The following is a 13,352-nucleotide window of genomic DNA, read 5'->3' as shown; positions in this document are numbered from 1 at the left end:
GGCGATCATCATGGAGCCACCGGATGGCAATTCCACCGTTGTGTCGGCAAGGCGCTTGCGCAGCGACAGGGCATTCATGCCGGGACTCGTCACGCCTGAGGAGAACGATACGGATCCCTCGGTTGTCGGCTCGGAAACCGACGTCCTGACTTTCAAACTTATGCGGCCGGGAGACAACACAACCGGCTGGAATTCCAGGCCGATGCCGTACTCGATCTTTTCGACGCTGTAGGTCTTCAGGCCGGTCTGGTTGTCTTGCGATACATTTGCCGAGACACCCGTGACCATATTGTATTCACCGCCGACCTTGAAGGTTGCCTTCTCGCCCGACACAGCCGTCAAGGTCGGCTCGGCCAAGGTCTTCATCACCCCGGACTGCTCCATAGCGTTCACATAAGCCTGCAGTCCTGAAGCGCCGATTTGAAAGCCGGAATTCGACAGCTGTTTGCCGAGACCCGTGAAGTTGTCGCTGATTGCGCCGTAACTAATGCCGTTGCTGCCGCCGCTGCCAACCATGTTGACGCCGAGCTGCTTCATCACCGAGCGGCTGACTTCGGCGACCGTGACCTTCAGCGTGACCTGGTCGTCGCCAATGATCTGGATCAGGTTGACGATCTGGCTGGTGCGGCGCTCCTGGTCCGGATTGTTGATGTCGACACCGCTCTGGGCCGAGCCGCCAGCCGCGGTCTGCGAATATTGTCCCGTCGTCGCTTCACCACCCGACACGAACATGTTCGCCAACTGTTCGGCGCGCTTGGCATCCAGGGGGGTATCCACGGTTCCTGTGAGAACGACGTTGTCGTTCAGCAGTTCCACCTTGACAGCCGACGTCGGCAGGAAGCGCCTGATATAATCTTCAAGGCCGGCAACGTCGCGTTCGACGGCCAGGTCCAGGCTGACGATCTGCTCGCCATTGGGGCCGAAGACAAAGATGTTCGTCTCGCCGACCGCCTTGCCGAACAGATAGATGCGCCTTGCGGTGCGGGTCACCGCATCGGCAACCGCCGGATTGGCGACGAGAATGTCATAGGCATCGCTCGGCAGGTCGATGACCACCGACTTGTTGAGGCCGAGCTTGACGCGCTGGGTGGCCGTCGATGCCGTGACCTGCGCGTTCTTTGCCTCGACGACGCTGCCTTGCACATTCGTTCCGACGAGCAGCAGGCCGAATGCCGCGGCTACGATTGCCGGCAGTTTGCCACCTAGCTTCATTTCCTTGCTCCCACTTCGGAAACTTCGCCCGACTTGATCAGCCTCACCGTTCCCCTGCGGCCATTGCCGGAAACGAGATAGTCGGCCTCACCCACATTCTTTTCCTGCGTGTCCGCGACCGCCCGCAGCGCCAGGGTCAGGCGATCCGCCATCTGCTGGGCGACGGTGATAATCTCCGCCTGCTTGGGCGTCAGTTCCAGCGTGGCGGTCTGGCCCACCCTGGTCTTCTTGCCTTCCTCGTCCTCCTGAATGGTCTGGTCGATGGCCAGGACGCGGATGTTCTTGAGGATGGTCTCGGTGTTGAAGCCGGCGGCACCGCTGGCGGCATCGGCCCTGCGGGTCATGATGACGTCGACGAAATCGTTGGGAAGAATGAAGCCGCCGGCCGACGTGTCGGCCGAGATGGCCGTGGCGACCGCCCGCATGCCGGAAGGCAGGATCGACGACATGAAGCTCTGCCCCTCCCCGATCAGCTTGGAACGCCGCAGCGGCTCTCCGGCATACATCGCCACACGGGCAATGGAACCCTTCAGCTTGTCCAGCGCCTCGGGCTCGGCGGTGCGGGTGATGAAATTCGCGTTGACGCCGTCGGCGGGCCAGGATTGCCAGGCGATGTTGTTTTGGATCGGGCTGCCCATCGGAACGTCGCCTGAAAGCACAAGCACATCCTGGAGTGCCACTGCCGGGGCCTGGGGAGCGGAATCAACGACGACCTGGGGCGGCGGTGCCACCATGTTCTTCGCGACATAGCCAGCGCCACCCGCCGCGGCCACCGCCACGCTCAGAATTATCAATCGCGATGCTGGCATCTGTCCGAACCCTTGCCCTGGCAAACCACGTAGCCAAGCCGGACTTTGCAGCGGCAATCGTCAAAACAAGGTTAATGTAATGCTTACGATCGTGATTAATTTAACGTTTACATAAATTAGCCGGACTATAGCCGGACCGGCCAAAACAGCCGGGCCGACCCCGTTGAGAACGGGGTCTCGGCAATGCTGACAGACAATAAAATAATATCGTGGTCAGGCCGCCAGCCTGGCCAGCGCCCATATCATCAAAGGCGAGTCCGGATAGGTCAGCAACCCGCCAAGGCCGAGCGCGACGCCATAGGGAACGCCTTTTGCCTCGTCGGCGAAATGGCGCAGAAACGGATTTTGGCCGGTAACGGCCGCAAGCATCGACTTCCGGTAGAGGATGATCGCGAGCGTCAGCAGGCCGCCGATGATTGTCGAGGCGACAAGATACTCCACGAGATTGACATTGAGGCCCATCCACATCGCGGTTGCGGCCAGAAGCTTGGCGTCGCCGCCGCCCATGCCGCCTATTGCAAACAGGCCGAACGTCACGGCCAGGACCAGGGCGCCGGCGGCGAAATGTCCGCCATAGGCCGCCCAGTCCATGCCTGTAAGGGGCGCGACCAGCGCGAAAACGACGACGAGCAGCACCGGCACGCGGTTGGCGATCGTCATCGACAGCATGTCGGAGATCGCGGCAAACAGCATGCAGAACGGAAAGACGACGAAGATCAGGGCTTCAAGCATCGGCGCCACGCCTATTGTCCGATTTTATTGGGCTCAATCTAAGATATGTTCGATTAACGATTGATGAGGCCAGGAACGAAAAGACGACCTATATTGGCAGCGGCATAAAAAAGGCCGCCACGCGGCGGCCCTTTTCCAGAAAATGCGATGCAAGTGCTCGGCGATAAGCCGATCAGCTGCCGGTCGGCGCGTTGTTCAGGGTGCTGCCAATGTTGGTGAACTTGGCATTCAGCGCATTGCCGAGCGTGCCGGCGCCAGTGATGATGGCGAGCGCGATGAGAGCGGCGATCAGACCATATTCGATAGCGGTCGCGCCGGATTCGTCCTTCACAAAACGTGCGATGAGATTAGACATTCGAGAGCTCCTACTCCACGTGTTACAGCACTTCCGTCAACTTCTGTGATGGTTGATCGGATGCTGCCAATCTAGGGAGAAGCTCTTTCGATCGGCTTAAGAAACAGCCTTACCGATTCCTTTCCCGGTTCGAACATATTGCGTGGTTAACTTCGGGCTAAAGTACCGCCGCGCCTTCCAGTCCCAGGTTTGGCAGGCTTGCGCCCCGACTGGACCGCGCCTCGCGGGGCGCCCTTATCGGCCATTGCAGGATTGGCAACATCGCAGGCTTAACCGTTGGTTCACCAATCTCGTTCATGTTCCGTTGATCAGTCCGCCTGCGTGGAGCGCCTCAATGGCCCAGCCGAGATCGTCAATCCTGATTGCCGCGCTTCTTGCCGTCTCGAGCTTCGTCGCGCCCGCCATGGCCGGCGCCGGCATCGAGGTCACGATGAACCAGGCCAAGATCGTCAAACTGTCGCGTCCCGCAGACACCATCGTGGTCGGCAACCCGGCAATCGCCGACGCTTCCGTGCAGGACGCTTCGACGATCGTGCTCACCGGCAAAGGTTTCGGCGTCACCAATCTGGTCGTGCTCGATACCGACGGCAGTCCCATCGTCGATGAGCAGGTTACCGTCGTGCGGCAGGCTGCTTCGTCGGTGCGCATCTATCGGCGTGCCGAAATCCAGACGATGTCCTGCACGCCGTATTGCGAAAGCTCCTACAAGAGCGAAGCGGAGAAGTCTTCCGAGGCGGAGATGAGCGTCAGCCGATAGGTGGCGTGACCGGCTGCCGGTGCGGTTATTGGCCGGTTAAGAGGCCTGCGCCGACTTTAACGATCATCCAAACCGGACCTCAATCGGTTTGCGTTAATGGTCCTTCCGAGACCGCATAGAGATCGGCAGGATCGGACATGAGCAAGGGATACGGCCGCGCAGGCGACCACAAAGTGAGATGCCCAAGGTTTTTCGCCCGTTTTCTTCGTGACCGGCGCGGCGCCACGGCAATCGAATTCGCGATCCTTTCAGTCCCCTTCGCGCTGCTTGTCTTCGCCATTCTGGAAAGCTGCATCTCGTTTGCCGCGCAGGAAGTGATGGCCAACATCACCGACGATGTCGCGCGCAAGCTTCGCACCGGCCAGTTGAGGGCGGTTGACGTCGCCGGAACCAACTTGCGGGACATGATCTGCACAAAACTGCAGATCATCGTTTCCCAGGATTGTCCCAATCAACTGCTGGTGGATCTTCGCCAATATACATCGTTCGCGGATGCGGCCACGGCCGGCTTCAAGATCCAGAACGGCGATGTCGTATTGACGAAAGGCACCGCAACCCAGTCGTTTTCAGTGACAGCGGGTGCGGCGGAGTCGAGGAACATGCTGCGGGTCTTTTACAAATGGCCGATCATGACCGACCTGCTGGCCAAATCAATGGGCGGCAACAAGACGCTGCACTTCGCATCGGTGACCTGGCAGAACGAACCGTTCGACAACTGAGCGGAATGCACGAGCAGTATAAGAAAAGGGCAATGGGCATGATGCGTGCGGGGGCACATCTTATGATTACGGGAGTTTGGCGGAAAACAAGTCTGTTCTGGTCCGATCGTCGTGGCATCGCGGCGGTCGAATTCGCGTTGATCATGCCAATTCTGCTGATCATGTATTTCCTCACAATGGAAGCGTCGCAAGCCATCGAGACCAGCAAGAAGGTCAGCCGTATCGGCAGCATGGTGGCCGATCTCGTCACCCAGCAGACAAGCGTCCTCAAGGCAGATGTCGACGCCATCATGCAGATCGGCAGCGTCACCCTTCAGCCCTACAACCGCTCAAATCCGACCATCACCGTCACGGCAATCCAGGTCTCGGCCGATGCGACGAGGGCACTGGTGGTGTGGTCACGCAAATTGGTAGCCGGCGTCGCCAGCCCTGGCGCCGCCGCCACCACCGAGACAACGATCCCGGCGTCGCTCAGAGTCGCCAACACTTTTCTCATCCGCGTTGAAAGTAACCTCGGCTATACGCCGGTCATCGCGTGGAGCGCGAGCAGTCAACAGAAGCTTGGGCTGACCTCGGCTTTCAGCAACATAACCATGGGCGAAACCTATTTTCTGCGCCCCCGCAGAAGCGTGACGATCCCTTGCAGCGACTGTTGAACAGAGGCAGCCAGGCGTGCGCAGGCCGCTCCAGCTACTGCTGCGGCCCACGGTCCGAAACGAAGCGCACGATAGCAGCGGCCATCTCGTAGTCTTTTGGCGCCACGGTGGCGAAGCCGCCGGAATGTTTCGATTCCAGGAGATCGTAGATATCGGGCGTCGTCGACTTGAGGTTGGTGAGGAACACGGCAAGCCGGCGCTTGGCTTCGGGGTCGAGATCGCTGCGGACCGCATGGGGGCCGTATCTCAACAGGCCCGACGTCCATACGATCCGAAGCGCCGTCACCGAGAGCCCTGCCGCCTCCAACCTCGCCTGCGTGCCCGACGGTTCTCGCGGGCCGTCGGCAGCGGCCGTCACCCAGCCGAACAGGCCATCGGCTTTGCCGTCGACCAGCATCGTCTCGGCCGCCGCGGCCGAATCGGCATGGACCAGAAACGGTGCATCTTCCGCGATCTTGCGGCCTTCCGCCGCCAACGCCGCCAATGGCAAGAGAGAACCGCCGACGCTGTCAGGAGGCGCCATGGCGATACGATGGCTGTCCATCGCCGCAAGGTCGGGCAGCTTGCCGTCCCGCGTCAGCAGAACCGAGCGGATGCCGATCGCGCCGTCTGAATCGACCGGAGCCACAAGCGGTTCGATACATAAGCAGCGCTGCGAGGCCGTCGCATATGCGGTGGCCGAATAGATCGCATATTCGATGCGGGCATTGGCCTGCGCCTCGATCAGCGCGGCATAGTTGCGGGCAACGACAAACTCGACCTTCATGCCCAAGGCCTTGGTGTAGGCGTCGGTCAACAGTGCCAGCCCCGGAACGGAGTTGCCGGCGCCTGGCTCGGCAACGATGCCGATGCGAAACGTGCCGATATCGTCGCGCCAGTCGGCATGCGCCGGATTTGACCAGAGCGCGACCTGCGCCAGCATGAGAGCGGCATAAGTCTTCAGCGCAACCCTCATGACAGGAACCACGGTCTGTTGTCCTCGATTCATGCCCATGCCCGGAGCATTTGTGCATATCGCAGCCCAAAACCGCTGCGCACCGTTGGGCGACATGCATCTCTGTTTGTGCATGTCGTTATCCCAAAACCGCTGCGCACTTTTGGGCGACATGCATCTCTGTTTGTGCATGTCGTTATCCCAAAACCGCTGCGCACTTTTGGGCGACATGCACCAGACTATCACGCCAAGCCGTTGCCGTTTGGTTTCCGAATTGCCAATGAAGTCGCGGAACCCTATGTCTGGTCGGTCAAACTGGCAACAACTCGATGGCACGCGCTTTCCTCTTCGTTCTGGACTCCTTCGGCATCGGTGGAGCGGCCGACGCCGACCGCTACGGCGACGCCGGCGCCAACACATTCGCGCACATCGCAGAAGCCTGTGCAGAGGGCCGCGCGGATCGCGAAGGGCTTCGCAGTGGACCGCTGTTTGTCCCCCAGATGGCCTCGCTCGGGCTTGGCAAGGCTGCCGAAACCGCAACGGGGCTGGGCTTTGCCAGCAGCGGGACGGATCTGCTCCCAACTGCCTTTCACGGCGCCGCACAGGAGGTTTCGAGCGGCAAGGACACGCCGTCGGGCCATTGGGAGATCGCCGGCCTGCCGGTGCGCCTCGACTGGGGCTATTTCCCGGATACGGTTCCCGCCTTTCCGGCCGAACTGACCGAGGCGATGATCCGCGAAGGCAAGGTGCCGGGCATTCTCGGCAATTGCCATGCGCCGGGCACCGAAATCATCGAGCGCTTTGGCGAGGAACACATCCGGACCGGCAAGCCGATCTGCTACACGTCGGTCGACTCGGTCCTGCAAATCGCCGCGCATGAAGTCCATTTCGGCCTCGATCGGCTTTATGAATTCTGCCAGGTGGTGCGCAGGCTGGTTGACCCGCTCAGGATCGGACGGGTGATCGCGCGGCCGTTCGTCGGCGAAACCACCGCCACTTTCGAGCGGACATACAACCGTCATGACTACGCCGTGCCCCCGCCGGAACCGACCCTGCTCGACCGGCTGACGGCGCGTGGCAGCCGTGTCATCGCCGTCGGCAAGATCGGCGACATCTTCGCCCATCGCGGAATTTCGCAAGTGCGCAAGGCGGCAGGCAACATGGCTATGTTCGACGAAGCGCTGGGTGCGATGGATGATGCCGGCGACGGTGACCTCGTCTTCGCCAATTTCGTCGACTTCGACACCGAATTCGGTCACCGCCGCGATGTCGCGGGCTATGCTGCAGCGCTCGAGGCCTTCGACCTGCGGCTGCCGGAGGCATTTGCGAGGCTGCGGCAGGGCGATCTTCTCATCCTGACGGCCGACCACGGCAACGACCCTACCTGGGCCGGGACCGATCACACGCGCGAGCGCGTTCCGGTGATCGGCACTGGACCGGGTCTCAAGGGCGGCGACATCGGACTGAGAACGACATTCGCCGACATCGGCGAAACCGTGGCCGAGCATCTCGGGCTGGCGCCCGGACGCTACGGCACTTCTTTCTATGCGGCGATCGGCGGTCATGCCTGAGTTACCGGAGGTCGAAACCGTCCGGCGCGGACTTCAGCTGGTTCTGGAAGGCGCCACCATCGCCCGCGTCGAGGCGCGCCGACCGGATCTGCGCTTTCCATTTCCCGAGAAATTCGCGCAGCGACTGGCCGGCAAGACGATCACGGCACTCGGCCGCCGGGCCAAGTATCTGACGATGGACCTGGAAGGCGGCCCCGCGCTGATCTGCCATCTCGGCATGTCGGGCTCATTCCGCATCGAGACGGCCGATGGCAGCGACATGCCCGGCATCTTCCGGCACGACCGCTCGAAGAGCTCCAATCACGACCACGTCGTCTTCCATGTCGTGTCTCCGGCCGGTACCCGATCGCGCGTGATCTTCAATGATCCGCGCCGCTTCGGCTTCATGTTGTTTGCGGAAGGACTGCCGGACGTTCATCCGATGCTGGCTGGACTTGGCGTCGAGCCTACGGGCAACACATTGGACGGTGCGCTGCTTTCCTCATTGATGAAGGGGCGGAGATCACCGCTGAAGGCAGCGCTTCTCGACCAGAGGCTGATCGCCGGGCTCGGCAATATCTATGTGTCGGAGGCGTTGTGGCGTGCGGGCCTGTCGCCGCTGCGCGAGGCGGGCACGATCGCCAGGCCCGGAAAGAAAGCCCAGGCCCAAAGCGAACACCTCGCGCAAGCCATTCGTTCGGTGATATCGGATGCGATCGCAGCCGGCGGTTCCTCACTGCGGGACTATATGCAGACCGATGGGTCGCTGGGCTATTTCCAACACGCCTTCGCCGTCTACGACCGCGAAGGCGAGGCCTGCTCCAAGCCCAGTTGCGGCGGCCACATCGAGCGTGTCGTGCAGAGCGGCCGATCGACCTTTTATTGCCGGACATGTCAGCGATGAGTCAGAGCAATTCCAGCAAAAGCGGGGGCGGTTTTCCGTCCGAAATTGGTCAAGACAAGGAGATGGAGCGGTTCTGCGTTTCCGTGAAACGATGAACCGCTCTAGACGAGCGTAAGCAAGGAGAAGCAGCCATGAGCTATGAGACGATCATCACCGAGACGCACGGCAAGGTCGGGCTGATCACGCTGAACAGGCCGCAGGCGCTCAACGCGCTGAACTCCCAGATCCTGACCGAGGTGGTGGCAGCCGTGAACGGGTTCAGCGCCGATCCCGGTATCGGCGCCATGGTCATCACCGGTTCCGAAAAAGCTTTCGCGGCGGGCGCCGATATCAAGGAGATGCAGTCCATCTCCTATGCGGACGCCTACGCCCAAGACTTCTTCGTCGGCTGGGAGGAACTGACGCGGGCGCGAAAGCCTATTATCGCGGCGGTGGCGGGCTATGCACTCGGCGGCGGTTGCGAGCTGGCGATGATGTGCGATTTCATCATCGCCGCCGACACGGCCAAGTTCGGCCAGCCCGAGATCACGCTCGGCGTCATTCCAGGCATGGGCGGGTCACAAAGGCTGACCCGCTTTGTCGGCAAGTCGAAGGCGATGGACATGTGCCTGACCGGGCGGATGATGGATGCCGCCGAGGCCGAGCGTTCTGGCCTGGTGTCGCGGGTCGTGCCTGCCGGTGAACTTGTCGAGGAGGCGCTGAAGGCCGCGGCCAAGATCGCCGCTTTCTCGCTGCCATCGGTGATGATGGCAAAGGAAGCTGTCAACCGCGCCTTCGAGACGACGCTTGCCGAGGGATTGCGGTTCGAGCGCCGGCTGTTTCACTCGCTGTTTGCACTGGACGATCAGAAGGAAGGCATGGCGGCCTTTGCCGAGAAGCGGAAGCCGAATTTCACCAACCGCTGACGCCAATCCCTTGGCTTCGAAGAAGATGGTTGTTGGCCGCCAAAAAGAAGGCCAGGCAGCGTTGACGCGCCGGAAAAGCTGAACTATAAGCCGCACCAACCGAGGCGGCCCTGTGGCAGCCCGTTTGTTTTTTGCGCCCTGCGGCATCCCGCATGCGCCGACCAGATCAGAAGAGAGGCATCATGGCCAATACATCCTCGGCCAAAAAGGCAACGCGCAAGATCGTCCGCCGCGCAGCGATCAACAAGAACCGTCGCTCGCGCGTCCGCACCTATATCCGCCAGGTCGAAGAGGCGCTTGCCTCCGGTGACAAGGCTGCCGCACAGGCTGCCTTCAAGATCGCGGAGCCGGAATTGATGCGCGCCGCAACCAAGGGCGTGATTCACAAGAACACGGCGTCCCGCAAGGTGTCGCGACTGGCTCAGCGGGTCAAGGTACTGTCGGCCTGACATTACTTGCCTAGACTGACGTTCTTCGAACCCGGCCGTTTGTGCCGGGTTTTTTCGTTTGCCGGCAAGCACTTAAAAAGAATGTCCGGAAACGGCGTCTTATGCGGATTTCACAATAGGGAATAGTTTGCCGGCATATGCATGCCTGCTGTTGATCGGCACGCTTGAAAATCGCCGGCCTAATGATTCTTGGCTGTCAAAAATAGCTTATATTTTTCAAACGCTTACAGATGGTGATCCACAGCTTGTCCACACCGGACTGGCCCGATCGGGGAGAAGTCGCTGTCAAGCGAATTATTTCAGAATATTTCTGTCAGCGCCCGGTTTTTCATATTCGCCGGAAAAGGGTTTGAATCACAATGGCTTTGTTAAAATGTGCCGTCGCGGCATGCCACTCGAACCCGCCTCCACTAACCAGATTCCTTAAAAATCCGTTAGACGTGGCCTTGCCCTATCCACAGCGATTTCGGTAGTGTCGATCTATCGAAAGGGACGGGCTCTGGCTCTTAACCCAAGCCTGAATCGGCCAGCTTAAATTGGCGGGATTTGCAACGCGGATCAAGTCCGCGGACGGCTTTGGTTTGTCTTTTTCGATACGGTAGGGGACTGGCGTAACTAGACATGGCAGGTAGACGGCGCGCCGGCGCTCTTTTCGCCGGACGGTGTTGTATTGCCCTGACATACCCAACGCGGACTGGCTTCCATGGGCCGGCACCGGTTCCCACGGATAATGGGCGACGTTCACCTGCCGGCGGCGGCAGCGGACATCGTAGCAAAGACTTAGGTCGCCGGAACCGGATGCAGGAGGCGCATCCCCGGCGGAAAACAGGTACGGAAGGACAAGGAAAAGATCATGCAGAGCGGCATCGAAAGGGAACTTACGGGCGACCTCCCATTTCCTGGAACTTTGATCGGAGCAAACGACATGGCGGTGTCCAGCGACGCGGAACAGAAATTCGACCGGGTCAAGACCCAGTTGAAGGCGCGCCTGGGAACCGAAGTCTATTCGAGCTGGTTTGGCCGCATGAAAGTCGCCGAGGCTTCCAAGGGCATTGTCCGCATCTCGGTGCCTACCGCCTTCCTGCGCTCATGGATCAACGGCCACTATCTCGACCTCATCTCCGAGCTGTGGAAGCAGGAGGATCCCGATCTTCTCAAGATAGACATCGTCGTGCGCACGGCAACCCGTCAGGGACGCGCCCAGGCCGAGCCAGAGGTAACGCCGGCACGCAGCAAGGTGACACGGCAGACGCAGACGGCGCTTGCCGCAGGCACAGTCAGCCCCAGCCGGGTGGAGCGCGCATCGACTCCGCGTCCGGGCACACCCATCGAGAGCGAATTCCGCCACAACGTTCTGGGGTCACCGCTCGATCCACGCTACACGTTCGGCTCTTTCATCGAGGGGCCGTCGAACCGGGTGGCCTTCGCCGCCGCCAAGGCAGTGGCGGAATCGCAATCGAGCGCGGTGCGTTTCAATCCGCTCTTCCTTCACGCAACCGTCGGGCTCGGCAAGACCCATTTGCTGCAGGCCATCGCCGCGGAATCGCTGAAGCAGAACCCCAAGTCGCGCGTCGTCTATCTCACGGCCGAGTATTTCATGTGGCGCTTTGCCACCGCGATCCGCGACAACAACGCTCTGACGCTCAAGGAGCAGCTGCGCGACATCGACCTGCTCATCATCGACGACATGCAGTTCCTGCAGGGCAAGTCGATCCAGCATGAATTCTGCCACCTGATCAACATGCTGCTCGACAGCGCCAAGCAGGTCGTCGTCGCTGCCGACCGGCCACCATCGGAACTGGAATCGCTCGAACCGCGGGTCCGTTCGCGCCTCAATGGCGGTGTCGCGCTTGAAATGTCGGCGCCCGATTTCGCCATGCGCCTCGGCATGCTCAAATTGCGCCTTGCCACGGCCAGGAGCGACGACGCATCCCTCGACATTTCGGAGGAGATCCTCAATCACGTCGCCCGCACCGTGACCGGCAGCGGACGCGAGCTGGAAGGCGCCTTCAATCAGCTTTTGTTCCGTCAATCCTTCGAGCCGCAGATCACCATCGACCGGATCGACGAAATCCTCGGCCACATCTATCGCACAGGCGAGCCGAAGCGTGTCCGTATCGAGGACATCCAGCGCATCGTGGCGCGTCACTACAATGTGTCGAAGACCGAATTGCTGTCCAACCGGCGCACGCGCACCATCGTCAAGCCGCGGCAGGTCGCCATGTACCTGTCGAAGGTGATGACGCCGCGCTCGCTACCCGAGATCGGACGGCGTTTCGGCGGCCGCGATCACACCACGGTGCTGCATGCCGTGCGCAAGATCGAGGACCTTTCCGGCAACGACAACACGCTGGCGCAGGAACTTGAGCTTCTGAGGCGGCTGATCAACGATCAGGCCTGACCCTCCGGGAGGGCCGAACCGAAACAACGCCGGGATTCAATGGCTTGCCAGTGCGGCGCCGGGCCTGCATCGGGCTCGTGGCATCGCCTGGAAGCGATCTGGATTTCGGTTTTTCGACACTGGCTCGCGGACTTCGGGCGCGTTATCCCCAGAAAGCCCGCGTAGCCGGCCTGAACCGGCGGCGCGGGCTTGCGTTTGCTGGTTTTTTCCTGTCAGTTTACGCAGATTCTGAGCCTATTCAGACCTTTCGCGGGACGCCGCTCACTGGTGACCCGTCATTCATTCAAGCGAGCCTGTTTCGTCATGCGTGTTATCCTGGAACGGTCAAATCTCCTGAAGTCGCTCAACCACGTCCATCGTGTGGTCGAGCGGCGAAACACCATACCGATCCTGTCCAACGTGCTGCTCGGCGCCGAAGGCGCCAGCCTTGAAATGAAGGCAACCGATCTCGACCTCGAGGTGACCGAAGCGACGCCCGCCAAGGTGGAGCGCGGCGGGGCGACGACGGTCCCGGCACATCTGCTCTACGACATCGTGCGCAAGCTCGCCGATGGCGCCGAGGTGATGCTGAAGACGGACGAGGACGGCAACGCCATGACGGTGACGTCCGGCCGCTCGAGCTTCCGCCTTCAGTGCCTGCCGCAATCCGACTTCCCGGAGCTTTCGGCCGGATCCTTCTCGCATATCTTCCGTCTCGACTCGGTTGCCCTGAAAGGCCTGATCGAGAAGACCCAGTTCGCCATCTCCACCGAGGAGACACGCTATTACCTGAACGGCATCTACCTGCACACGCATGAGGTTGGCGGCAAGCTGAAGCTGCGCTCGGTGGCGACCGACGGCCACCGCCTGGCGCGCGCCGAGATCGACGCGCCGGCGGGTTCCGAGGGCATGCCGGGCATCATCATTCCGCGCAAGACGGTGAGCGAGCTGCAGAAGCTTGTCGACGATCCGGATGTTGCGGTCACCACC

Annotated in this window: 14 protein-coding genes; 9 read left to right on the top strand and 5 right to left on the bottom strand. The window is 61.0% G+C overall.

Translation table 11 applies throughout. The features are described from left to right. From EN879_RS08245 to EN879_RS08230, 4 genes are all read right to left on the bottom strand, one after another. Window positions 1-1,212 (bottom strand): type II and III secretion system protein family protein (locus tag EN879_RS08245; protein ID WP_164774339.1); only part of this gene is annotated, 1,212 nt, incomplete at its 3' end. Beyond that, window positions 1,209-2,021 carry a Flp pilus assembly protein CpaB gene (cpaB, locus tag EN879_RS08240; RefSeq protein ID WP_013533684.1) on the bottom strand — a complete coding sequence of 271 codons (813 nt, stop codon included), beginning with the start codon at window positions 2,019-2,021 and terminating at the stop codon, window positions 1,209-1,211. The genes cpaB and EN879_RS08245, both read right to left, overlap by 4 nt. A 213-nt stretch (window positions 2,022-2,234) precedes the next feature. Then, window positions 2,235-2,753 (bottom strand): prepilin peptidase, encoded by a 519-nt coding sequence (locus EN879_RS08235; protein ID WP_013533685.1) that lies wholly within the window; start codon window positions 2,751-2,753, stop codon window positions 2,235-2,237. 172 nt (window positions 2,754-2,925) lie between these two features. Beyond that, window positions 2,926-3,108 (bottom strand): Flp family type IVb pilin, encoded by a 183-nt coding sequence (locus EN879_RS08230; protein WP_013533686.1) that lies wholly within the window; start codon window positions 3,106-3,108, stop codon window positions 2,926-2,928. Window positions 3,109-3,442: 334 nt separating this feature from the next. Between EN879_RS08230 and EN879_RS08225 the strand changes: the two genes are divergently transcribed. The 3 genes from EN879_RS08225 to EN879_RS08215 all read left to right on the top strand — a co-directional run bounded on the left by EN879_RS08225 (window position 3,443) and on the right by EN879_RS08215 (window position 5,240). Next, a complete protein-coding gene (locus EN879_RS08225; RefSeq protein ID WP_013533687.1) occupies window positions 3,443-3,865 on the top strand; it encodes a pilus assembly protein N-terminal domain-containing protein in 423 nt (140 codons plus the stop codon). A gap of 137 nt (window positions 3,866-4,002) precedes the next feature. Then, window positions 4,003-4,584 (top strand): TadE/TadG family type IV pilus assembly protein, encoded by a 582-nt coding sequence (locus EN879_RS08220; RefSeq protein ID WP_063169998.1) that lies wholly within the window; start codon window positions 4,003-4,005, stop codon window positions 4,582-4,584. 32 nt (window positions 4,585-4,616) lie between these two features. After that, window positions 4,617-5,240 carry a TadE/TadG family type IV pilus assembly protein gene (locus EN879_RS08215; RefSeq protein WP_318014161.1) on the top strand — a complete coding sequence of 208 codons (624 nt, stop codon included), beginning with the start codon at window positions 4,617-4,619 and terminating at the stop codon, window positions 5,238-5,240. 34 nt (window positions 5,241-5,274) lie between these two features. Here the strand turns inward: EN879_RS08215 and EN879_RS08210 are convergent, their stop codons facing one another. Continuing rightward, window positions 5,275-6,195 (bottom strand): PhnD/SsuA/transferrin family substrate-binding protein, encoded by a 921-nt coding sequence (locus EN879_RS08210; protein WP_063169997.1) that lies wholly within the window; start codon window positions 6,193-6,195, stop codon window positions 5,275-5,277. A 308-nt stretch (window positions 6,196-6,503) separates the two neighbouring features. Here EN879_RS08210 and EN879_RS08205 point away from each other — a divergent pair, with 308 nt between their 5' ends. The 6 genes from EN879_RS08205 to dnaN all read left to right on the top strand — a co-directional run. Further along, on the top strand, window positions 6,504-7,745 hold the full coding sequence (locus tag EN879_RS08205; protein WP_013533691.1) for a phosphopentomutase: 1,242 nt from the start codon (window positions 6,504-6,506) through the stop codon (window positions 7,743-7,745). Further along, window positions 7,738-8,628 (top strand): bifunctional DNA-formamidopyrimidine glycosylase/DNA-(apurinic or apyrimidinic site) lyase, encoded by an 891-nt coding sequence (gene mutM / locus EN879_RS08200; RefSeq protein WP_013533692.1) that lies wholly within the window; start codon window positions 7,738-7,740, stop codon window positions 8,626-8,628. Before EN879_RS08205 ends, mutM begins: the two co-directional genes overlap by 8 nt. Before the next feature lie 131 nt (window positions 8,629-8,759). Continuing rightward, the gene (locus EN879_RS08195; protein WP_013533693.1) at window positions 8,760-9,533 is read left to right on the top strand and encodes an enoyl-CoA hydratase; all 774 of its coding nucleotides are present in this window, start codon (window positions 8,760-8,762) and stop codon (window positions 9,531-9,533) included. Window positions 9,534-9,715: 182 nt separating this feature from the next. Continuing rightward, the gene (gene rpsT, locus EN879_RS08190) at window positions 9,716-9,982 is read left to right on the top strand and encodes a 30S ribosomal protein S20 (RefSeq protein WP_013533694.1); all 267 of its coding nucleotides are present in this window, start codon (window positions 9,716-9,718) and stop codon (window positions 9,980-9,982) included. 925 nt (window positions 9,983-10,907) lie between these two features. Next, entirely contained in the window at window positions 10,908-12,383 is a 1,476-nt protein-coding gene (gene dnaA, locus EN879_RS08185; RefSeq protein ID WP_127387494.1) for a chromosomal replication initiator protein DnaA, read from the top strand. 303 nt (window positions 12,384-12,686) lie between these two features. Continuing rightward, window positions 12,687-13,352: DNA polymerase III subunit beta (gene dnaN / locus EN879_RS08180; RefSeq protein ID WP_127274003.1), on the top strand; the 666-nt coding region annotated here is incomplete at its 3' end.

It is taken from the genome of Mesorhizobium sp. M7A.F.Ca.AU.002.02.1.1 (assembly GCF_003998535.1).
GTDB classification, from domain to species: Bacteria; Pseudomonadota; Alphaproteobacteria; order Rhizobiales; family Rhizobiaceae; genus Mesorhizobium; species Mesorhizobium ciceri.
This window is presented reverse-complemented; position numbering and strand designations above follow the sequence as displayed.